Source organism: Paraflavitalea soli, from assembly GCF_003555545.1.
In the GTDB taxonomy this organism is placed as follows: Bacteria; Bacteroidota; Bacteroidia; order Chitinophagales; family Chitinophagaceae; genus Paraflavitalea; species Paraflavitalea soli.
Window position 1 is genome coordinate 3,672,459 of the sequence record NZ_CP032157.1, and the last position, 23,282, is coordinate 3,695,740.

17 protein-coding genes are annotated in these 23,282 nt (G+C 47.1%); 4 read left to right on the top strand and 13 right to left on the bottom strand.

Annotation, left to right across the window (positions count from 1 at the left end):
• Positions 1–41 precede the first annotated feature (41 nt).
• From D3H65_RS13375 to D3H65_RS13395, 5 genes are all read right to left on the bottom strand, one after another.
• Entirely contained in the window at positions 42–815 is a 774-nt protein-coding gene (locus D3H65_RS13375) for a hypothetical protein (protein ID WP_119050801.1), read from the bottom strand.
• 259 nt (positions 816–1,074) lie between these two features.
• Complete coding sequence (locus tag D3H65_RS13380; RefSeq protein WP_162915613.1) at positions 1,075–1,572, bottom strand: TlpA disulfide reductase family protein; 498 nt, start codon at positions 1,570–1,572, stop codon at positions 1,075–1,077.
• An 82-nt stretch (positions 1,573–1,654) separates the two neighbouring features.
• Positions 1,655–2,992, bottom strand: coding sequence for an ankyrin repeat domain-containing protein (locus D3H65_RS13385; protein WP_119050803.1), 1,338 nt, complete (start codon positions 2,990–2,992; stop codon positions 1,655–1,657).
• A 10-nt stretch (positions 2,993–3,002) separates the two neighbouring features.
• Complete coding sequence (locus D3H65_RS13390) at positions 3,003–4,193, bottom strand: ankyrin repeat domain-containing protein (RefSeq protein ID WP_119050804.1); 1,191 nt, start codon at positions 4,191–4,193, stop codon at positions 3,003–3,005.
• A 93-nt stretch (positions 4,194–4,286) separates the two neighbouring features.
• Positions 4,287–4,886 (bottom strand): TrmH family RNA methyltransferase, encoded by a 600-nt coding sequence (locus tag D3H65_RS13395; protein ID WP_119050805.1) that lies wholly within the window; start codon positions 4,884–4,886, stop codon positions 4,287–4,289.
• Positions 4,887–4,962: 76 nt separating this feature from the next.
• Here D3H65_RS13395 and D3H65_RS13400 point away from each other — a divergent pair, with 76 nt between their 5' ends.
• On the top strand, positions 4,963–8,040 hold the full coding sequence (locus tag D3H65_RS13400) for an AsmA-like C-terminal region-containing protein (protein WP_119050806.1): 3,078 nt from the start codon (positions 4,963–4,965) through the stop codon (positions 8,038–8,040).
• A gap of 136 nt (positions 8,041–8,176) precedes the next feature.
• Here the strand turns inward: D3H65_RS13400 and D3H65_RS13405 are convergent, their stop codons facing one another.
• The 3 genes from D3H65_RS13405 to D3H65_RS13415 form a co-directional block, all read right to left on the bottom strand.
• Complete coding sequence (locus tag D3H65_RS13405) at positions 8,177–9,217, bottom strand: ligand-binding sensor domain-containing protein (protein ID WP_119050807.1); 1,041 nt, start codon at positions 9,215–9,217, stop codon at positions 8,177–8,179.
• Positions 9,218–9,298: 81 nt separating this feature from the next.
• Complete coding sequence (locus D3H65_RS13410) at positions 9,299–10,324, bottom strand: ligand-binding sensor domain-containing protein (RefSeq protein ID WP_119050808.1); 1,026 nt, start codon at positions 10,322–10,324, stop codon at positions 9,299–9,301.
• 117 nt (positions 10,325–10,441) lie between these two features.
• Positions 10,442–10,684: a hypothetical protein gene (locus D3H65_RS13415; protein WP_119050809.1), complete on the bottom strand. Its 243-nt coding sequence runs from the start codon at positions 10,682–10,684 to the stop codon at positions 10,442–10,444.
• A gap of 361 nt (positions 10,685–11,045) precedes the next feature.
• Here D3H65_RS13415 and D3H65_RS13420 point away from each other — a divergent pair, with 361 nt between their 5' ends.
• Positions 11,046–13,256, top strand: coding sequence for a sodium-translocating pyrophosphatase (locus D3H65_RS13420; RefSeq protein ID WP_119050810.1), 2,211 nt, complete (start codon positions 11,046–11,048; stop codon positions 13,254–13,256).
• A 163-nt stretch (positions 13,257–13,419) separates the two neighbouring features.
• Here the strand turns inward: D3H65_RS13420 and D3H65_RS13425 are convergent, their stop codons facing one another.
• A complete protein-coding gene (locus D3H65_RS13425) occupies positions 13,420–15,366 on the bottom strand; it encodes a sensor histidine kinase (protein WP_162915614.1) in 1,947 nt (648 codons plus the stop codon).
• Positions 15,367–15,570: 204 nt separating this feature from the next.
• Here D3H65_RS13425 and D3H65_RS13430 point away from each other — a divergent pair, with 204 nt between their 5' ends.
• Both D3H65_RS13430 and D3H65_RS13435 read left to right on the top strand, forming a co-directional pair.
• On the top strand, positions 15,571–15,954 hold the full coding sequence (locus D3H65_RS13430) for a BlaI/MecI/CopY family transcriptional regulator (protein ID WP_119050812.1): 384 nt from the start codon (positions 15,571–15,573) through the stop codon (positions 15,952–15,954).
• A gap of 3 nt (positions 15,955–15,957) precedes the next feature.
• Positions 15,958–17,823 carry a M56 family metallopeptidase gene (locus tag D3H65_RS13435; protein ID WP_119050813.1) on the top strand — a complete coding sequence of 622 codons (1,866 nt, stop codon included), beginning with the start codon at positions 15,958–15,960 and terminating at the stop codon, positions 17,821–17,823.
• A gap of 194 nt (positions 17,824–18,017) precedes the next feature.
• Here D3H65_RS13435 and D3H65_RS13440 read toward each other — a convergent pair whose 3' ends face one another.
• From D3H65_RS13440 to D3H65_RS13455, 4 genes are all read right to left on the bottom strand, one after another.
• Positions 18,018–18,497 carry an FKBP-type peptidyl-prolyl cis-trans isomerase gene (locus D3H65_RS13440; protein ID WP_119050814.1) on the bottom strand — a complete coding sequence of 160 codons (480 nt, stop codon included), beginning with the start codon at positions 18,495–18,497 and terminating at the stop codon, positions 18,018–18,020.
• 42 nt (positions 18,498–18,539) lie between these two features.
• Positions 18,540–19,289: a GLPGLI family protein gene (locus tag D3H65_RS13445; protein ID WP_119050815.1), complete on the bottom strand. Its 750-nt coding sequence runs from the start codon at positions 19,287–19,289 to the stop codon at positions 18,540–18,542.
• A gap of 36 nt (positions 19,290–19,325) precedes the next feature.
• The gene (locus D3H65_RS13450) at positions 19,326–22,100 is read right to left on the bottom strand and encodes an outer membrane beta-barrel family protein (RefSeq protein WP_119050816.1); all 2,775 of its coding nucleotides are present in this window, start codon (positions 22,098–22,100) and stop codon (positions 19,326–19,328) included.
• 142 nt (positions 22,101–22,242) lie between these two features.
• Positions 22,243–23,265, bottom strand: coding sequence for a PorP/SprF family type IX secretion system membrane protein (locus D3H65_RS13455; protein ID WP_119050817.1), 1,023 nt, complete (start codon positions 23,263–23,265; stop codon positions 22,243–22,245).
• Positions 23,266–23,282 lie beyond the last annotated feature (17 nt).

Consider the following 23,282-nt stretch of genomic DNA (forward strand, 5'->3'; position numbering starts at 1 on the left):
TCCTCACAGCAGGGCTATCGGGGACTAAGCAGTGCAAATTATTAGAAAGGTGAATCGCCTTTACATTGGTAAGCGATGTTGTCGAGGTTGCCATAATAAAATCCTGCAAAGTTGCCCCCCTCACTGTTGAGCGTCATAGCCGTGGGCAGCTTGTCATCGTTCCAGGCAGTGGCCCAGGCATTGTTGAGGCTGTAATTGCGGGTGATAAACATCCATATCCTGTGCGTACGGTTAATGCTGATCTTATTGTCGTAGACAAGGCCGGGTTTCGCCAGGTTGCCTTTGGCATCATACGTATAAATTGTTTCGTAGGGAAATTCAGGCGTGTCTAACCATACGTGTTTCGTATAACTTACCCGGCCATATTTATCATACTCGTAGGTAGTTACTGATTGACCATAATAATCAGCCGGGGCATCATTTACAATATTACCCAGCGTATACGTAGTATCGCGAACGATGCGCCCCTTGTTATCATAATAATACTTGTGCCAAAATTCAAAGCTACCGCCACCGGCATACACACCAATATAATCCTTCAGCCGGCGCTTATTGTCGTACCGGAATATACCATCCGGATGACCGGTTCCCGACTGTGTTTGTACAATACTTACAGGATCGCCATAGGCATTGTAATTAATCGTAACACCGATAACATTAGAGAGAAACGAATAGGTCATGGAGCTTACACGGCATCGGTCATAAGTGGACAGCGGGTTATTTTCGATGTAATCCTCCAGTTTATTACAACCGGCAAAAGCAATCGTGGCAAAGCCGATGCACAGCATCAGGCAATAGCGATACATTTTCTGCATAACGGAAAGTTTGGGGTTTATGAATAAAAGGTCCTTGCCATCCGGTCAGGATAGCCATAGCTTTAATGGATGCGAATGCAGGATGTTGGAAATCGGATACCAGATAGTAGCAGCGCCGTATACGGAGTAGAAATGTAAAGCTACGCCAGTAGATTGAACTCCTCTATTACACTTTCGTGGTATTTGTGCACGTAAATATAAAACCCTGATAAATAAATTATCAGGGCCAGTATTATAATAATGCGAAATGGAGTATGGATTACCGGCCGTTGACCTTCACTTCCTTCAACATGGTTTTGATCTCCGGTTCTACCTGGCGATCCGTCAAAGCGCGGTCAAAGAAGCGGCGGTAGCCCGTTTTGTTATTTACAAATAAGGTGGCAGGGATACCACCCTCCCACTTGGGATGTATACGCGGACAGAAATAGTCCGCATTCGTTTCATCCAGCCAGTAGAAACTGGCCTGCCAGTTCTTCTTTTTAATAAAGGTTTCCAGTTTATAGGGGTAGTCTCTGGCAAAATCAAGGCTTACCAGTATCAATTCTACTTTCTGATCGGCAAACTTCGCTACCCCTTCCTGAAACCAGGGTATCTCTTCTACACAAGGTACACACCAGGTAGCCCAGAAACTGATCATCAGCGGATGATCGCTCTTCTGTATGTAAGTTTCCAGGTCGGTGATCTTCACCTTCTTCACTTGTGCAAACAGCAATGAAGTCAGCAATACGAAGCTCAAAGTCAGCAAAATTCGTTTCATAGACATATTCAAAAGTAAGATCAAACTATAATTCAAAAGACCGCTATTCTAAATGCTGGATTCTATATGCTGGATTCTCTTCTTATCCATTTAATATTTTAGTCTTTTCCTGGTCAAACTCAGCTTGTGTGAGTACCCCTGCATCCAGCAATTCTTTCAGATCAAGCAAGGCCCGCTTTTTATCAACAACAGGCGGGGGTGGTGCATCCTGTTTCTTTTCAGCAACAGGCTGCACCGTGGTGCCCCTGGGGCTCATTTGCAAAATGAACTGGGTGATCTCATTAAAACCCCTGATATTGGAATAATCGACAGCCTTCTGCTCTTTTACGTTTACCAGCGTGGGATCTGCTCCTTGTTCCAACAGGTATTTCACCGCATCCTTTTTACCATTTGCTGCCGCATAATGCAAGGGCGTATTTCCCGATTCATCCTGTATATTTACCCGGGCGCCGCGTTCTACCAACAATTTCATCATACTCAGATTGCCTTTCTTCGCAGCTATGTGCAATAAACTTTCGCCACCGTACGAATAACTGCTGTTTAAACTGAAACTGCTTTCTATGGCAATATTGTTGGCAGTTTCCACCCAGTTCATATAGGCGTTCATGGATTCATCGTTACCACTCACCGGTTTGCTGTAATTCGCATCCAGTCCGTTGTCCAGGAACAGGGTGACAATTTCCTTTTGATTATGACCGCAGGCATACCATATCGGAGAAACACCTTCACGCGAAGCAACAGTAACATCTGCCCCCTTGCCTACCAATAATTTTACCAGGGCATTATTGTTGTCATAGCAAGCCAGTAACAGTGCGTTCTCTCCCTGTTGGTTAAAGTGGTTGATCGAGGCTCCATTATTCAGCAATAGTTCCACCATGGGCAACTGCTTATTGCGAACGGCCGATAGCAAGGCTGTATTGCCCAGCTTATCATTGGCATTAACATTCGCCTGTTTATCCAACAGCAATTGCACTATATCCATATTCCTGTGAGCCACGGCTATCTGCAAGGGAGTTGCCGCTTCGTTGTTAGCGGCGTCTGCAGGCTCCCCCCTATCCAACAACTTCCGGGCAATCTCCAATTGACCATTCTGCGCAACCACGTGCAGCAGGCTATTCCCCTTGAAGTCATTGATATTTGTACGTGCACCTTGTTCCAGCAGGTATAAAGCCGTTTGTTTCTGCTTTTGCAAACAGGCAAAATACAAGGGCGTTTCCCCTTCGTGATCTTCGTAATCCAGTTCAGCTCCATCAGCCACCAACAACTTCACAATGTCCAGGTACCCACGATGGGCTGCGTAGTGCAAAGCAGTACGGCCTTTCTCATCCGTATATTTTACATCTACTTCCTTATTCGCAATTAATATCTCTGCAATTTTCCGTTTGCCGCTTTCGCAGGCGATGATGAATGACATCGACATATTGAGCTGTTTATTGCTTTTTGGCGGACAATAAGAGTTCCACGATCTTTCCTTTCAGGTTATCGGTTGAAGCAAGCATCATGGCTGTTTGTTCATTGTTGTTGGTGATCGAAACATCAGCGCCTGCTTCCAGTAATAGCTTTACTTTCCTGTACATTTCCTTTGCTGCCTCATGCGAGTAATTACAGTCAATGCGGCAGATCATGTGCAATAAGGTATTGCCTTCATTGTCCTGTGTATTTACATCGCGCCCGGTCTTGTTCAACACCGCTTGCAACACCGCCACAGGTTTCTCCGCCATCCAGGCCCATCCCGTCTTGGGCTTACTGTAATAATCAGCCGCTTCGTCCAGGTTGGCCCCTTCATCGATCATCCGTGCCAGCATAGCGATTTGCTTTTCGCTGCTTTGCATGCAACTTAGGAAGGCGCTTAAAAGCGTTTCCCGCGCATTATTCACCAGGGAGAAATTGGGCGGCTCTATCGCAGCCATCTTGTTGTAAAACTCTTCTCCCCCACCCGTATGACTAATAGCATAGTAATAGGGCGTATTGCCTTTCCAATCCTGTTCATTGGGCCTGGCGCCTGCATCGAGCAATAGCTGTACCAATTCGATCTTATGGCGTTCCACCGCCAGGTGCAAGGCATTTTTCTTCTCCACATTCACTTCTGCCGGATCAACTCCTGCCGAGAGAAAAATATGGAGGTAGGCCAACTGGTCTTCCTGGGGCATCATCGTGAGGTTGACCGTTTGTGCAACCAGGTTATTCTCGGCCAGGTTTTTCCATTGGGCATCACAGCCTGCATTGATCAGGGCTTGTATGATACCCGGCTTCACTTTCTCGTTGACCGCATAACCCAATAAAGTTTGACCCGTCACCTCCTCGTTGATATTGGTGAACCTGCCCACCAGCTTTTCCAATTCCTTCAAAGAATCTTCCGCAACCGGTATCCTTTTGATCACCGTTTCCAATACACTGTCCTTGAATGTATCGTATTCATACAGGTCCGTAGGTATTTCTTTCCGGTCGATCAGCAAATGTAACAGGTCAAAGCGCTTTTGTTCCACCATCTTTTCGTAGAGTGCCCGAACTGCATAGTAGTTGGCAGATTCTGGTATCTTTTCGCCGTTGGCGATCATTTGAAAAACATCTGCAAACTGGTACTTGGCAATTGCTTGTACAATATCTTTTTCCTGTTCCATATATCCGTTTTCTTCAAATATTTTATTTGCTGTATTCCGGCTCCTGTATTCTATATTCTGTATTCTATATTCTGTATTCTGTATTCTGTATTCTTAAATCTCCTTCTCCTCTCCGTAGAAGCCCCACTCATCCAATAGTGTGCCTAATTGCTCTCCCGCCAACTTCCGCTGTTCATAGTGCCCGGCATTCTTTTTCTGCCGGTAAGCTTCGTACAAGGTTACCGCACAAGCTACCGATATATTTAACGATTGAATAATACCCTGCTGCGGGATAATAAAATTGCCATCCGCCATGGCCCTGATCTCATCCGTTACCCCCGAATGTTCGTTGCCAAATACCAGGGCAATAGAACCGGTAAAATCGATGCTGTACAGATCAACCGCATCACTGCTGAGGTGGGTCGTCAAAATACGGCTATAGGAAGCCCGGATCTTTTGAAAGCATTCTTCTGCATCCGTATACTGGTGGATGGTGAGCCATTTGGCGGCACTGCTGCTGCTCCTGGCCCCCCATTTCTTGTGTTTGGGTATCCGGGTATTGAGGACAAAGATCTCTTGTATGCCAATGGCATCGCAGGTACGCATCACGGCTGAGATATTATGCGGATCAAATACATTTTCTAGGACAATCGTAAGGTCATTTTGGCGTTTATTGAGTACAGATAACAACTTTTCCCGTCTTTCTGGCGTCATATTTGTAAAGTATTGAATGCTAAAGTACAATAAACTATTTTTGCAACCTGTAAACCACCGCAAACCCTGATTACCTATGCTTAAGAAAATTTTGAAGGTCACCGGTATTACCCTCCTTGTACTGATCGTAATACTCTTTACCGCCCCTTTCATCTTCAAAGGCAAGATCCTGAAGATCGCTAAAGAACAAATCAATAAAAATATCAATGCGAAGGCCGAGTTCAAAGACCTGAGCCTGTCTTTCTTCCGCCGGTTCCCCCGGGTATCCGTGGCACTGGAAGAGCTGCAGGTGACCGGCCTGGGCGAATTTGCCAAAGACACCCTCATCAGCGCCAAAGAAATTGATGTGGCCGTAAACCTTTTCAGCGTTTTGAGCGCCAAAGACATGAAGGTCTATTCCATCACTGTCGACGAGCCGCGCATTCATGCCCTGGTGACCAAGGAAGGCAAGGCCAATTGGGATATCGCCAAACCCGATACCTCTACTGCGGCTACGCCCGAAGAGGCAGCCAGTCCTTTCAAATTGAACCTGCAAAAATATGCCATTAAGAACGGCTATATCTACTACGATGATGCCAGTGCCGGTATGAGCAGTGAGATCGTGAACCTCAACCACGAAGGCAGCGGCGACTTTACCGCCGACCTGTTTACCCTGCAAACAAATACCACCGCCGATGCCATCACGTTCAGCTATGGCGGCATCCCCTACCTGTCCAAAACAAAGACATCCATTGATGCCGATTTCGAGATCGACAACAAGGCCAGCAAGTATAGTTTCAAGACCGATGAGATAGCCGTCAACGACCTCAAGATCAGCACAGCGGGTTTCTTCCAGTTGGTGAACGACAGCACCTACAACATGGATATTACTTTCAAAGCGCCCTCTACGGACTTTAAAAGCATCCTGTCGCTGGTGCCGGCCGTATACGCACAGGATTTCTCAAAGATCAAGACCAGTGGAAAGACCCTGTTCGACGGATTTGTGAAAGGCACTTTCAGCCCCACACAGATGCCTGCCTACAAGATCAACCTGGGCATACAGGATGGCTTTTTCCAGTACCCCGATCTTCCCCAGCCGGTTAAGAACATCAATCTCGATCTGAAGGTGGACAATCCCGATGGTGTAACCGACAATACCGTGGTCAACATTCCCAAGGCGCATATTGAATTTGGCAATGATCCATTTGATTTCCACCTGTTGCTCAAAAAGCCCATGACCGATCAGTATATCGATGCAGCTGCCAAAGGCAAGCTCAACCTGGCCAGCATTACCCAGTTTGTCAAATTGCCCGATACCAAACTGAGCGGCCAGGTAAGTGCCGATGTACAGGCCAAGGGCAATGTGGCCGTGATCAGTCAGCAAAAACCCGGCGAGTTCAGCGCCAAAGGTTTTGTAGAGATCGCCAACCTGTTCTATTCTTCCAAAGACTTCCCACAACCTATTCAGAATACCAGCGCCCGCATCAATATCGACAATCCCGATGGCGTGCCAGACCATACTACCGTCCAAATTCCGGCCGCACACGTGGAAGTAGGCAAGGACGCAGCCGACATTACGTTGCTGCTTAAAACACCCGCTTCTGACCCTTATTTCGATGGTACCGTGAAAGGTTCCCTCAACCTGGCCAATATTGCCCAGTTCTATACTTTTGAGCCCGGCACTTCCCTGGCAGGATTGCTCAATGCCGATGTAGCATTCAAAGGCAAGAAATCCTATATTGACAAGAGCCAGTACGAAGCCTTCCAGACAAGCGGTGTGATCAAGGCTTCCAATGTATCGTATAAATCCAAAGACTATCCCGATGGTGTTAACATCAGCAATACCGGCCTGACCTTTACACCAAAGAATGTGACACTGAATAACCTGGCGGGTAAGTTTATGGAAACGAACTTCAATGCCAATGGCAGTTTCGACAACCTCATAGGTTATGCTATGAAGGATGAGCCACTTACGGGCACCCTCAATGTGTCGGCCGATAAGGTAGACCTCAACAAACTGATGGGCGCTACCAGCGACGCTCCTGATACTGCTACAGCAGCTGCCACTACAGCCCCATTTGCTGTTCCCAAAAATATTCAGCTTACCCTCAATACCAAGGTAGACCAGGTAAAGTATGACAAAGTAGATTACAACAATATCAATGGTACCCTGGTACTGAAAGATGAGACCGTAGCCCTGAAGGATGTGAAGATGAATGCACTCGATGGCACCATTGGGCTTAATGGCTCCTACTCTACCAAAGTAAGTAAAACCAAACCCGATATTACCCTGGCCTATGATGTGCAGAACCTGGATGTACAGAAAACATTCAATGCTTTCAATACCGTACAGAAGCTGATGCCCATTGGTAAATTCATTGCCGGCAAGCTCACTTCCAAAATGACGATGAAGGGTAAACTGGGTGAAGACATGATGCCTGATTTGACCACCCTTACCGGTGATGGCACCCTGTTTTTGCTGGAAGGTTTCCTGGCCAAGTTCCAGCCGTTGGAAAAGCTGGCCTCTACCCTCAACATCAGCGAACTCCAGTCATTCTCTGTGAAAGACATCAAGAACTATTTTGAATTTGCGAATGGCAAAGTGCTTGTCAAACCATTTACCGTAAAGGTGAAGGATATGGATATGGAAGTGGGCGGTATGCACGGGCTGGACCAATCCCTGGATTATGTGTTGAACCTGAAAGTACCCCGCGCCAAGCTGGGTGAAAAAGCCAACTCCTTTGTCAACAACCTCGCAGCCCAGGCCAATAGCAAGGGCGTGCCTGTGAAGTTGAGTGACGTCGTAAACCTGAAAGTGAATCTGGGCGGCAGCATCACCAGCCCAACCATCAAAACCGACCTGAAGGATGCCGGCAGCAGTCTGGCCCAGGATATGAAGGCCCAGGCCAACCAGTTTGTAGAAGCCAAGAAAGCCGCAGCCGACAGTGCCGTAGCCGCTGCCAAGCAGGCTACCAAGGACTCTATCGCTTCTGCGAAGAACCAGGTGGTAAAGGGCCTTAAAGAAGAACTGGGCAAGCAACTCTCCGGCCAGAAAGATACCACCGGCACGGGCGGCACCAAAGATGTGAAGAAGGGCCTGGAAGAGACCGGCAAGGGCCTGCTCAATAACCTGCTCAAGAAAAAGAAGAAGGATACCGATACCGTGAAGCAGTAGAGACGGGAATCGGCAGTCGGCAGTAACGGCAGTCGACAGTCGGCAATGAGTGGTTGATTAAATGCTTTGTGGATTTACAGCTTACGTCTTTAGAACCTTCCAATATTTAATCCCTGACCAACCCGGTCGGGGATTTTTATTGCTGACCCTCTTTATTTTTAAAGTCCGTGATGGTCTTTCCATCATACCGATACACGCCACCACCAGAGCCCACCCAAATACTTCCATCATTGGCTTCCAATATCGCCAAACAATCCATTCTTCCTCCTGACTTAATTTCAGTTACAGCAGGCTTTTTATTGTATAAGGACTTTTGATCATAACGGGAAAGAGCCCAAACATCCCCATTAGGAGGATTTACGTCACCAGTAGTCCAGATGTTTCCTTTTTTATCTTCGATGATAGCATAAGCGCCCCTCTGCGATACATTAGTAAAGGTACTGCCGTCGTAGCGCCAAAGACCATTAATGTCACCGAACCAAATGCTTCCTTTTTTATCTTCGATTATTGACCAAACGTTGTTAAATGCTTTACCATCTTTGTTTTTTAAAACCGTAAATGTTTTTCCATCATAAAAACAAACCTCACCCCTTGTGCCAAACCATAATTTCCCGGTTTTGTCTTCTATGATAGTAGTAAGGTCATTATTGGAAAGTCCGTCTTTCGTTGTAAAATTTCGAAAAGATTTTCCATCGTAACGGCTTACCCCACCTCCGGTGCCGAACCAAATAATGCCGGCTCTATCTTCATAAATAGCCATAACCCGATTATTGGCAAGCCCTTCCCTGGTAGTGAAATGTTGAATGATTTTTCCATTGTAATGATAAACTCCGGAATCAGAAGTGGCAAACCAAAGGTTTCCGCGCCGATCTTCCAGAACATCCCAGTACCTGTGCAAACCTATTTTACTAGTTGTGAGATTAGTAAACGATTTTCCATCGTAGCGAAAAACACCACCCCATGCTGCAGCAATCAAAATGTTTCCGTTTCTATCTTGCTTTACATGCCGAACCATACTCATGGGCACCCTGGAGGTAGATAACTCTTTAATTTGAGACTCGGAGTAGCCATTGTGTTCTTTACTGAAATTATCTTGCGGCGTGTTTGTTTGGTTTTGTCCACAACAGGTGTGAAAAACGGACATTAAGAACAAAGTACAGATGAGTGCGTATTTCATGATTTTCTTCTATTTAATGATTGGGAACAAACACAGCCAACCTACATTAATCCTTTCAGCTTGAAGGGTCAGGATATTACTTTATTGCTGATTCTCTTTATTTTTAAAGTCTGTGATAGTCTTTCCATCATAACGATACACGCCACCACCAGCGCCAAACCAAATATTTCCTTTCGCATCTTCTAAAATCCCCAAAAGCATTGCTGATTGTGACTTTATTTCGGTTACAGCTGGCTTTTTACTGTACAGGGAATTTGCATCATAACGGGAAAGCGCCCAGCCTGGCCCACCAAGAGGATCCATGCTACCTGTAGTCCAGAGATTTCCTTTTTTATCTTCGATTATTGTATAAGCCACCCTCTGCGATACCTTGGTAAAGGTACTGCCGTCGTAGCGCCAAAGACCATCAACGTCACTGAACCAGATACTTCCTTTTTTATCTTCGATTATTGACCAAACGTTTTTAAACGTTTTGCCATCTTTGTTTTTTAAAACGGTAAATGTTTTTCCATCATAAACGAACATATTTTCTCCTTGTGCACAAAACCAAAGCTTGCCGGTTTTGTCTTCAAGGAGTAAACGAATACTATTACTGGGAAATCCATCTTTTGTAGTAAAATTTCGAAAAGATCTCCCATCGTAACGGCTTGATCCAAACCAGATATTACCGGCTTTATCTTCATAAAGATGAAGAACCATATTACTGGCAAGCCCATCCTTTGTTGTAAAATGCTGAAAGGATCTCCCATTGTAATAATAAACACCTGAATCTTTGGAAGCGAACCAAAGATTTCCTTTCCGATCTTCCAGGACATCCCAGAAGCTGGAGATGCGGGGCGAACTTATTTTACTTGTCAGATTGGTAAACGATTTTCCATCGTATCGATATACGCCTAGGTAAGAAGCAATCAAAATGTCCCCGTTCCTGGCTTGCTTCACATGCCGAACCATACTCATGGGCACCTGGAAGGCGGCCTCCTCTTTAAGTTGAGACTCGGAGTAAAGTCCTTTACTGATATTATCTTGTGGTACGGTTGTTTGGTTTTGTCCACAGCAGGGGTGAAAAACGGACATTAAGAACAAAGTATAGAGGAGTGCGTATCTCATGGTTTTTTTCTATTTAATTATCGGGAAGAGATACGGCGAACCTACATTAATCCTTTCAGCCTGAAGGGATAGGATTGTAAATTAATATGTAAACTTTGTAAATTATTTCAATTACCATTAAACAACACTGTTGGAGCGAAGTACAATCTCCGCCATATCAATTCCCTGGCCGATTACTTTGGCATGTCGCCCAAAGATTTCCTGCCGCGGGATCCCTTTCCGGTTGATGCCCCCGGTAGAAAAAGTAGTAAAGAAGAAAGCACCGGCAAAGAAGGCCCCGGTTAAAAAAGTGCCTGTAAAGAAAGTGGCTACAAAGGGTAAAAAATAAAGACGCACCAGCCATTCATACCTTCTTGCCATACAATTTGTGAAGTGCATATGCCAAAGCCCAGGCATCCTGCAGCCCGCAACTTCAAAAACAGCCTGAACATGCCTGGATACCGCCTACGCATTGCCTACGCCCCTTAGAAAACTGGCCCTTATCATTGAGCGGCCAGGCAATACGTAGACAATCTGTAGGTAATGCGTAGGCGATACGCAGGCGACCTGAAACCAGCCCCGCCCGCCTTGACGAATGTCATTCCCCCCAATTTCGGCCTCCCACTTATTTCGTGTAATTCGTACTCATCCCCAAAAAAACACTCTCCCACATTGATTTAGAGGGCTTTTGCCCTATATTTGCCATCCTTAAAAATTCAACTCGAATAAGAATCAACTACTTATGGACAAATTGTTCTATCTCGTCCCTGTGATGGGAGTCATAGGTCTGCTGTACACCCTCGCTAAGTTTAAGTGGGTATCCAAGCAAGATGCCGGTACCGACCGCATGAAGGAGATCAGCACCTACATCGCAGATGGTGCTATGGCCTTCCTGAAAGCGGAGTGGAAAGTGCTCGGTTATTTTGTGGTGATCGTGGGTATCCTGCTCGGTGTGATGGCACAAGCCAACCCCCATTCACACTGGTCCATTGCGATTGCCTTTGCCATTGGCGCTGTATTTAGCGCTACTGCCGGTTACATCGGTATGAAGGTTGCCACCAAAGCCAACGTGCGTACTGCACAAGCTGCCAGAACCAGCTTAAGCAAAGCCCTCAATGTATCCTTTACCGGCGGTGCCGTAATGGGATTAGGCGTTGCCGGTCTCGCTGTAATGGGACTGGGTGGCTTATTTATCTTATTAAAAGCATACTTCGGCGCCACAGAAGTTTCTTCTGCCGAAATGCTCAAAACAATAGAAGTACTCACGGGCTTCTCCCTGGGTGCTGAATCCATTGCCCTGTTTGCCCGCGTAGGTGGTGGCATCTACACCAAGGCTGCCGACGTAGGTGCCGACCTGGTAGGTAAAGTAGAAGCCGGCATCCCCGAAGATGATCCCCGCAACCCCGCCACCATTGCCGACAACGTAGGTGATAACGTAGGCGATGTAGCTGGTATGGGCGCCGACCTCTTTGGCTCTTATGTAGCCACTGTACTGGCCACCATGGTACTGGGACAGGAAACGATCTCCGTAGATCAGTTTGGCGGCTTTGCCCCCATCCTGCTGCCGATGCTCATTGCCGGCGTAGGTATCCTCTTCTCCATCGTAGCTACCCTGTTTGTTCGCATCAGCGATACAGCAGGCATCAGCACCGGTGTGGTACAGAAAGCCCTCAACATGGGTAACTGGGGTTCTATCATCTTAACCGCTGCTGCTTCAGTAGGCCTGGTTTATTATATCCTTCCCGAAACAATGGAATTACGCGGTACTGAATTTACCAAATGGGGTGTACTGGGCGCTATTGGCGTAGGCCTGGCTGTAGGTACCCTCATGAGCATCATCACCGAGTATTACACTGCCATGGGTAAAGGCCCTGTAATGAGCATCATCCGCCAGTCTTCTACCGGTCATGCTACCAACGTAATTGGTGGTCTGGCGGTAGGTATGGAATCTACCTTCCTGCCCATCATCGTATTGGCAGCTGGTATCTACGGTTCTTATTACTGTGCAGGATTATACGGTGTGGCCATTGCGGCTGCCGGTATGATGGCTACCACTGCGATGCAGCTGGCCATTGACGCCTTCGGTCCTATTGCCGATAACGCCGGTGGTATTGCTGAAATGAGCGAACTGCCCAAAGAAGTGCGTGAGAAAACGGATGTACTGGATGCAGTAGGTAATACCACCGCTGCTACCGGTAAAGGTTTTGCCATCGCTTCTGCTGCCCTTACTGCATTAGCCCTGTTTGCCGCCTTCGTAGGTGTAGCCGGCATTACAGGTATCGATATTTACAAGGCAGATGTATTGGCCTGTCTCTTTGTAGGCGGCATGATCCCCTTCATCTTCTCCTCCCTGGCTATCCGCGCTGTAGGACAGGCGGCCATGGCGATGGTGGAAGAAGTTCGTCGGCAGTTCCGTACCATTCCCGGCATTATGGAAGGTACCGGTAAACCTGAATACGACAAATGTGTGGCCATCTCTACCGGCGCCTCTATCAAGAAAATGATGTTGCCCGGCGCTATTGCCATCGTCTCTCCCCTGGTGATCGGTTTCCTGTTTGGACCCGAAGCACTCGGTGGTTTCCTGGCAGGTGCTACAGTAAGTGGTGTACTGATGGGTATGTTCCAGAACAACGCCGGCGGCGCCTGGGACAATGCCAAGAAATCTTTTGAGAAAGGCGTTGAGATCAACGGACAGATGTATTATAAGAAATCAGATCCGCATAAGGCGTCTGTGACAGGTGATACGGTAGGTGATCCTTTCAAAGACACTTCCGGACCATCTATGAACATCCTGATCAAACTGATGTCTATCGTATCGCTGGTAATAGCTCCTACCCTGAAAGAATTGCACAATCCGGCTCCTGAAGTATTTAAGCCGGTGCTGAAGAAAACCGAGCAAGTGGTGGTCACCAATGACAATACCGGCAGCATTCAGGCGACTGGAAAATACTAAGGAAATATTTTAAAGGAAAACCCTTATTATTTCCACTGCAGCACATATATTTGCAGTCATAACTAAAGGCACTATATCATACCAAATACCAAAGTCCCCATGTTTCCACATGGGGTCTTTCATTTTTATTACTACCCAGTTATTTAAGTAAGTATTCTTTCTATTATATCTCAACGCTGCCGGGCAGACTGAAAAAGAATTCTGTCCCCTCGCCCGGATTGCTTCTCACCTGTAGTACGCCGCCATTGCTCGCTACAAACTCGCGGCACAGTTGCAAACCCAGTCCGGTACCTTTTTCAGGTACTATGGTACCTGCTGAATGAAAGCTGTTCTTTTGTAATAACTTGTTCGCCTCCTCCTGCAACATCCCCGCACCTGTATCAGCTACATAGATCACCACCTGTTCTGCCCGTGGCCTGCAGCCAATAGTGACTACTCCCCCCTCGGGTGTAAACTTGATCGCATTGTCGAGCAGGTTGCGCAATATGAGTTCCAGCTGATGGCTATCTGCCTGTACGAATAATTCCTCCGGCATATTCTTTTTGAGGTGAACGCCCTTATGCTCGGCCGAAAACCGATAAGTATCCAAAATCTGGCGGGTCATGGGAGAAAGAGGTACCTTGGCAATATTGGTCTCGATATGGTTCTTCTGGGTAAGGGACCAGTTGAGCAGGTTGTTCATCGACCGGGAAATATGGCTGATGTTTCGCCGGAGTACCTGGATGAACTGCTGTATCTGCCCGGCAGCCACCACCTTCTTTTCTGCCAGTTCGAGATAACCGGACAGGTTATTCAACGGGCTTCTGATATCATGGGCAATAATGTTGAGCAGTTTGTCTTTGGCCTGGTTGCTTTCCTTCAACTGCCCCAGGGCATCCTGCAACTCCTTGGTACGTTCATTCACAGTCTTTTCCAGCAATGCTTTCTGCTCGTTCTTCATGGATGAGTACCCATAACCCAATGCCAGGGATAGCAGGATCACCTCCATGGCCGAGCCGATGGGCAAAATATCGAAGGTCCATCCGCCATAAGGCAGGAAGCCCATATTGGTAATGGCAAACAACACGATCGACGACAGCAGCAAAGCCCAGGCGATGATAAAATAAATAGCGGGCTTGTAGTGGCGCCGGTAGGCGGTAATAGCCATCCATATAAATGCCACGGGTACAGCCAGGCTCACCAGTTCCTGCTGGCGGATAAGGGCGTGACGCCAGCCGAGCGCACAACAGATCAGGGGAATCCAAAGCAGCCAGCCCAGGATGCGCAACGCCTTGGTAAGCCGCGGGGCATATTGTTCGCCCTTCAAAAAACTAATGGCAAACCGGATCATGAATATATATCCCACGGACACGGAACCTATACCGGCATACTGGTTGATAAAGGTGGAAAGGGTTTGCCCCAGGTACACATGAAACCCACAGCAGTACAGGAATATAAACACTGCCAGGAAGAAGAGATAACCCAGGTAATACAAATAGCTGGGGTCCCTGATCCAGCCATACAGGGAAAGATTATAGAAAAACAACGCCAATACCACGCCCGCATACAGCAGGGCGATGATATACATGCCGGCCATGGATTGTGGCAAACCGCCCGAGGTGGCCAGGGTAAGGGGAACGATGAGGGCGTTGCCGGTCCGGATGCGCAGCCAAAAAGTCTGTGGTTCGGCCGCGGCAACCGGTATCTCAAAGAGAAAGCCGGGGATATTGATGGGCTTGGCGGCCAGGGGGGTAAGGCTGCCAGACTGTACGGTTTTCAACACCTCCTTATCATAGTAATAGAGGGTGATGCTGTCTATATTGGCAAATTCGATGAGCAGGTATACTTTATCTGTACCGGTGTACCGGATACTGCCCTGTACCCACACGGCTGCATCGGTAAGGCCGTAGGCGCCCATTTCGTGCCTGGCAGGCCGGAAACGGCCCTGAAAAGACGGATTGGCTACATCGGACAGGGTGAGGCGGGCGCTGGTGTCGACATACCAGCCTGTTTGTGTGGCAATTCGCTGATAAGGGGCATCGTCGGTAAGTTGAATGGCTGGCAGCGACTGGGCAGCAACCCGCATAGCTCCAAGGAGGACCAGGAAGGTGTAAAGCAAGCCTCTTTTCACAGTAGGTGGTGTTGTAAGTGAGATAAATATAACTCATTAATGTACGAAAAGAATGAAATCTTAGGTTTAAGCAGCGGCTCACCGCCTGGCCTTTTTTATCCCCACTCATTGATTAAGGCGTGATTAAAAAGGGGAACTTCTTTACCTTCCTTTAACAGTTCATTACGAAATATGTCGTATTTTTAAGGCAAATGTTGTTCCACTATGTCCACAACCAAGAGCATAAAACCCACTGAGAGTGAGCTGGAGATCCTGCAGGTATTATGGATCAAGGGGACTGCCAGCGTTCGCGAAGTACATGAAGAGCTGCTGAAGATCAAGGATGCTGGTTATACCACTACCCTGAAGCTGATGCAGATCATGTTTGAAAAAGGATTGGTAAGGCGTGATGATTCAAGCAAAACGCATTTCTACCAGGCCGCTGTAAGCAGGGAAAAGACGCAAAAACATTTGCTGGGTAAAATGATCGATTCCTTATTCGGAGGTTCCCCTACTGAACTGGTCATTCAGGCATTGGGTAATCATAAAGCATCCGCTGATGAACTGGAAGCTATACAGAAAATGTTAGACAACTTAAAAAAACAGTAGCCGATGAACCTGGTGAACCAATCTGCTTTCCTGAAGGCATTGGGATGGTCACTATTAGACAGCTTGTGGCAAATGGGTGTTTTATGGCTGATCTATGTTTTACTGACTGCCAATGGAAAAAAGTTCAACGCACGTCAACGCCATACACTGGCCTTGCTATCATTGGCGGGAGGTTCCTGCTGGTTCCTCATTACGCTGGTGATCAACTTTTATAAAGCAGCCGCCACGCCTCAATTCGTTACCCTGCTGGTCAATGCCGGTGAAGCGATCAACACGCCCGCTTCCTTCAAAAGCAATATCGCTGGCTGGCTGGAACTGGTTCTCCCCTTCCTCTCGGTAGCTTACCTGCTGATGACTGCCTGGCTCTTCTTTCGTTTCTACCGTCAATACCGTTATACACGTCAATTGTTTCACCAGGGGCTTCAAAAGATCAATCCCGAATGGCGGGTATTCCTGCAGCAGTCGGTCCAGCATATGAGCATCCATAAGAAAGTAACCATCTGGTTATCTTCCATGGTCGATACACCGCTGACGATCGGTTTCTGGAAACCCATTATCTTATTGCCCATAGCTGCAGTGAATAACCTCTCCATTGAACAAACAGAAGCTATTATACTACACGAACTGAATCATATCAGGCGCAATGATTACCTGGTCAACCTGCTCATTGCCTGTTCTGATATCGTTTTATTCTTCAATCCTTTTGCACAATTGTTTTCCGGCATCATCCGCCGGGAACGGGAACATAGCTGCGATGACCTGGTATTACAGTTCCGGTACGACGCCTCCCAATATGCCCGGGCATTGCTCCTGCTGGAACAAAGCCGTTCCTGCACCGCTCCTGCCCTGGCAGTAGCTGCTACCGGCAGAGGCAATACCCTCCTGCTCAACCGGGTAAAACGGATGCTCACCAATGAGCCTGTCACGGCCCCGCTGAACCAGAAACTGATGGCATGGCTGTTATCAGCCATCCTGATAGGTTTTATTGGCCTGTACAATCCGGGGAGGGCCATCGTCACCACCATGCGGGAAGTGGCTGTAAATGCACCGGAAAGCCCTGTAAATGAATTTTCCGCCGATATCAGCACCCCGGCGCCGCAACCGGCAGCCAACCCCGGGGAACAGCCATTTGAAACAGTGGTTCCTCATACAGAAAAGCTGATCAGACAAGCAGTAGCTATTGTATTGCCTGATGCCGACGATAGGAATGACGAAGAGAAAGACGAAGATGACAATGCAGCTGCCGGGCAGAACCTGTACTCTTCTTTAAAGTTCACCACGGAGATGGCATCGTATGTGAGTGCACCGGTGATACGCGATTTCTCCATGCAAGCTGCTGAAGCAGCGGTGGCCTCCGCAGGATCAGTCACTACCCACCCTTATGTGCCGGGCAACAGTTTCCTGATCCAGGCGCTGGAAGATACGCTGCTCCCCAAAAAGTACACCATGAGTGTATCTGAAAAGCAGGCTAAAGAGGCCATGGACAAAGCCATGATCGCCCTGCAGGCAATCGACTGGAAAAAAGTAGAAAAAGAACTCAATGCAGCCGCCGGTACGGTGGATATACAACAACTGCAAAACGAGATCAAAAAAGCTTTCAAAGAAGTAGACTGGAAAAAGATCAACACAGAAACAGAAAAAGCGCTCCAGGAAACAAGAAAAGAACTGGTGGAAGAACAGGCGCTGATGAGGGTACAACTGGAACGCTATAACCAGGTACGCCAGGAAAAACAGGACAAGATCAATGAAGTGCAATACCGGATATTGATGGACAGGCTGGGTGAAAACGACAAGAACAGCACCTGCGATCAGGAAAAGCCGGCTAATCAGCAAAAGAACGTGAAGAAGAAAAAGATCGTGATCATTTAAGAAGGCGTTAGCTTTTAGGTATTAGCTTTTAGCTGTTAGGAATCAGGTGTTAGCCATTAACTCCCTTAAAACTGCTTAGAACAACTTATAACAAAAATGTCGCTCCATAAGGGCGACATTTTTGTTATAAAGCGCAGGCCAGGGAGTTCCCTGGCCTGCGCTGGTTATTTGTAATCGAACCTTGCGGTTGCCGCTTATTTCACATCCAGTAATTCTACATCAAATACCAATACGGAGTTGCCGGGCAGCACTACTGTATTGCCATCTTTAATGTCATCACAGCCATAGGCCAATGAGGGGGGGATGATGAGTTTGATCTTACCGCCTTTCTTGATCTTGGGAATTCCGATCTGCCAGCCAAGGATCAAGCGGTTGAGGGGGTATTCAAGGCTATTGTTGCTGTCGAAAACGGTATTGTTGGTGAGTTTACCGGCATACTTCACCACTACCACAGAACTAACTGTAGGCGCAGTACCTGTACCGGGGTCGATGATCTGGTAATACATGCCACTGGCATCTTTGGTAGCTGTAACCCCATTGGCAGTGATATAAGCCTGCATTTTGGCATCATCTTCGGTTGCCGAGGTAGGCGTACATCCACCCTTATCTTTCTTACTACACCCCGTCAAAGCCAGGGCCATTACCACACTAAAAACAATACTGAATAAACGCATGTAAAAAAGTTTAGCCGCAAATATAATATTCGAAGCGGTATTTTAATATATTAGATAATCTGATATATCTGCCGCTACTTTCTCCAGTGTAACATCCTTCCACCACCCTGCTTCCTTGTATTTTTTGAGCAGCACCTCAGCCAGTTCATGCCTGGTGTATTGTTTGCCCTTTTTGACGGTGGGCGGCACGATCTTCGACTCGTCAATATTGGCTATTTCGATACGGGTAGCAAACCAGGTAGTATAGAAACGGGGAATGGCCAGGCCCAATATCATGCCGGGCAATCCTGCAACCATTTCAGGGCCACCCTGGGGAATGATCTCCGGACAGTAAAAAGCCACCACATACACGCTATCATAGATACGCCCTACTGCTTTACGGCATTGCCAGCCGGCAATTTTGCGGGTCTCATTTTCAAGCTTCCATTTGATGGCGTGTATACTATCGGCCAGCACATAGTAATCATCCAACATACGCCGTTTGGAAACAGCTTCTTTTTTCTCCAGGTCCATATACACCTCATTTTCGCTCAAAAAGCGGGAAGGGTTCAATGCCTTCCTGCCGGGCTGATAAACGGAGCGGTCCCAGGCAAACAACAGCTCCCGGTAACTCACATCATATTCCGGCAGGGAAGCAATATAAGAACTATTGGCACGGTCTTCCTCATCGTACATGCGCTTATTATTGCGCTTGACCTCATACTCTATTTTGCCACGGGTAACAAAATCCTGTGCATGCGTCATATCCGCCGTCAGGAAAAGCAACACCGCAAAAGCAATCAACTGTTTCATATAATTTCAATCTTAAGCTATTTATGGAATCCGCGTTTATATCGGCCTGGTAAAATTCCAGGTAAGGGTTAGCAACCAATACCGCTTTAATACAAACCGGTTGCTTTCATAGGTATTGTTGCCCGAAACGCCCCGGGTATAGCCCGTATTCCTGTTCAGGATATCGTTCACTGAAAACTGCACAACGCCCGCATCATTTTTAAGGAACTTTTTCTTCAGCAATGCATTCCATTGTATGATGTTTATGCTCGAATTAAAAGAACTGTTCTTAGGCTGAAAAGTAAACGAGCAATCTGATCCCAGTTCCATCTTAAAGGGTAAGTAAAAATTGTTGTTGAGGGTATGGGTATGTGAAAAGGTACGGTTGGAGTTGTTGCCGGCCACATTGGAACGCCCGTGGTTGTAATTGATGGAAGCAGCATACGTCGTTGTCATTACATCCTTCCAGTCATGGGCCAATGATGCACGTGTGCCCAGGTTCAGGGATTCGTTCTTTATTTTACTGCCATTCTGGATAGAGTAATTTCCACTCCTGCCCAGGTTGGTACTGATGGATGGACGCAGGTGCCATTTTTTGTATTGCCAGTTATACCCCATGTATCCATAGATCCCAACAATACCATCCAGGTTGATAAACTGGCTTACAATGCGGTTCTGCGCATCGGTAGCCCTCGAGCTGGTAATGGCATTGCCTGTATAATTAACAGAAACATACACATTATACGAGCTTTGTTTGATCATGTTGTACTTATTAAAATTCAGGCTTCCTGTATGCCTGAACCCCGGCTGAAGATCGGGATTACCCACCTGCACATACAACCTGTTGCTGGTTCTTCGCAGTGGCTGTAATTGCTCGATGGTAGGTTGTTCGGTTTGTCCTGAATAATTCACGGTCAGGCTGGTATTTTTGGGAAGCCTTAAGGATACTACCACCTGTGGCGCCACGTTGATAAAACGCCGCGTATCGCCTTCCTTTTTATCATTATTCATTTGCTCCAGGCTGGTAAGAAATAGTTTACTGCCGGCATTGATGCTGATGCCTTTCCTGGCCCAGTTGAGCGTAGCCCCTGTAATATGGGTATTGACCGTGAAATCGTAATTGTTGCTAAGGCTGTCAATCCGGTCTATGTATTTTCCGTTGGCATTATTAAATGTGTTGAATACATTGGACGATTGGACGGTTTTCCAACCGTACTCCACAGAGAAACCAAAATCCTTTGTAAACTTATCGGTGTAAACACCCTTCGCTGCATAGGATTGAAGCGGGGTGCTTGTTTGCTGAAGCTGATCGAGGGTATCGGCATTTTTGTAATTGCCCGAATTGGGATCATAATAATTGGTGGCTGCAAAATTATACCTGTCTGAATTGCTTTTCGCATAGTCCTGTTGAAAGGTCAAAGACAATGTCCTGCCTTCTTTCCTGAATTTGCGCTGGTAATTGATATTGCTGCCAAATTTCCTGTTGGTATTGACATTGCTGCCACGCTGGTCATTGGCATTGACGCGGAAGCCTTTTTCATTGGTTGATCCGGAAGTGGAATAGTTATTAGCGCTTTGCTCTCCAATGGCTCCATTGAGCGAGACCTTGATGAGGGTAAAAGAATCGAGCCCGAAGGTAACGCTGCCACTCCCCTTTTGCATAAAGCTGTGCGACCTGTCGCGGCTTTCCCCGATACTGGTAAAACTGGTACCATCGGGCAGTACATTGGTACTGGTATTGTTGCCCCATCCATTGGCGTTCACCTCTTTTGCCCGGTAATTGGCAAATACCTTACCCCTGTCGCCATTCCACTTATCAGAAAAATGGGCGCCTCCATACAAGACGGATGGCAACCCATTTCCATAATAGTTATCGATATCGTTATTATTATTACTGTAATAATACACCGTACCCGCGCCATCACTGATCATCTCATAATCCTCTGTTACATATTTGCTCATGTCGCTATAACCCAGTCCCTGCTTGCCTGTTTTGGCCGACACACCAAATACGGATATTTTTTGTGCGCCGCTGAATAACGCGCCCATGGCCTCATGCTGGTAATAATCTTTGCCATCGGCCCCGGCAGACAGTTTACCGAAATAACCATTCTTTTTATCCTTCTTCAGTTTGAGGTTAATGGTCTTGTTGCGGGTGCCATCGTCCATGCCGGTGAATTTCGACTGTTCGCTTCTATCGTCATACACCTGTACCTTATCCACGGCGCCAGCCTGCAGGTATTTCAGGGCCAGGCCCGGATCGTCGGAGAAAAACTCATCGCCATCCACCAATACTTTCTGTACATCCTGTCCCTGGGCTTTTATTTTACCATCTTTATCTACTTCAATGCCCGGCAGGCGTTTTAATAGTTCTTCTACATTGGAACCCGGCCTTACGGCAAAACTATCGGCATTGTATTCCAGGGTATCGCCCCGCATGCGGATGGCAAACCCGGCCTTCACCACTACCTCTTCCAGTAGCTGGGCTTCGGTGATCATGGGTATTTTACCCAGGTCGATCTTTGAAGTATCCGTCACGGTAATATCATGGAGATAATCGGCCATTTTGGGGTAAGCGATCATTACGGTATACTTGCCAGGTGGAATCTTTGTGAGTTCAAAATCGCCTTCTTCATTGGTGCGGATGGCCCGGTACAAGGTGCTGTCTGTTTTACTGATCAGGGCAACGATGGAATGGTTGAGTTTCTTCTTTTCGGCGGTATCGAGTACGGTTCCTTTGAGTACGTTTTTTTGAGCCAGGGCAGGTAAGGTAACGATCATCAATATCAGGAAGCCAATACAGGTCTTGAAAAGGCGGTGTGCTGCCGGCATGCAGTTATCTGGTTTGGGTTAGGGGTTGTTCAAATATAGGAATTGCCCCGCGCCTTTTCTGAGCCTGCACCTGCCGCGCAACCGATTAATGAATTATTTAACAAATGGTGGAAAACAATCAAGTTTGTAGACTATATCTTTTTTACCACACATTCTTCGGGCACCAGTCGCCGTATTTATTACCGATGAGGAAACCGATCATGATCTCATGGGTGCCTTTACTGACGGTGTTGAGGTTGGAAGTAGTATAGTCGTAGGCATAACCTACGTTGAGGGTGTTGGAAATATTCATACCGATCATACCGGCAAAACCTTCGCCGCTACGGTAGGAAGCGCCTATCCATGCCAGGTCCTGGTATTGCAGTTTGAGGTTGAGATCGGCCTGCACGGGTAAGGGTTTGATGTATTTTACCAATATAGAAGGGATGAGGTTAAAATCATCATCCAGCAGAAATCGGTAACCGGCAGTACCAAACAAGTGAGGCACAAACTTACCATCGCGTGCCACCACGCTGCTATTGGCAAAATTGACCTTTTGCGGAATAAGTTGCTGGGCAGATATGCCTACAAAGTAATCGGCAGAATAGAGATATAAGCCGGCATTAAAGTCGGGCTTAAAATTATTGATCTCTCCGCTGGTATACACAGCGGGATCAACAGGGGCCTGTATACCCAGGAATACCTTATTGGTATTAAGGCTAAGATTGGTAAACCCTGCTCCAAAACCCGCCGCCAGGCTGGTGCGTGCACTGATGCCGATGTGATAGGCATAGGTAGCATACATAGAAAAGTTATTGAGGGGCCCGGTACGGTCGTTGATCATCTGTAATCCAATACCATGGTGAGGGGCTGCAGCTTCATAATTTTCCCAATAGCTTTTTCCCCGTGGATTTTCACCGGGCACCCGGTAAGAAGTAGCAGACGTGCGGTAATCTTTTTTGCCAATAGGCCCGTGAATGGTGACATAGGTGGTAACAGGGGCTCCATCAAAACCCACCCACTGGTGGCGGTGACTGGCCTTTATATCAATATAATTTTCAATACCGGTGAGGGCAGGATTGAGTATATACTGGTTCAGTATATACTGGGTGTAATGCGGCTTTTGCTGCGCCTGCGCACCCACACAAAGCATTACGCCACAAAAGCAGGCAATTATGTTCTTCATGTCACAGGTTTACGTTG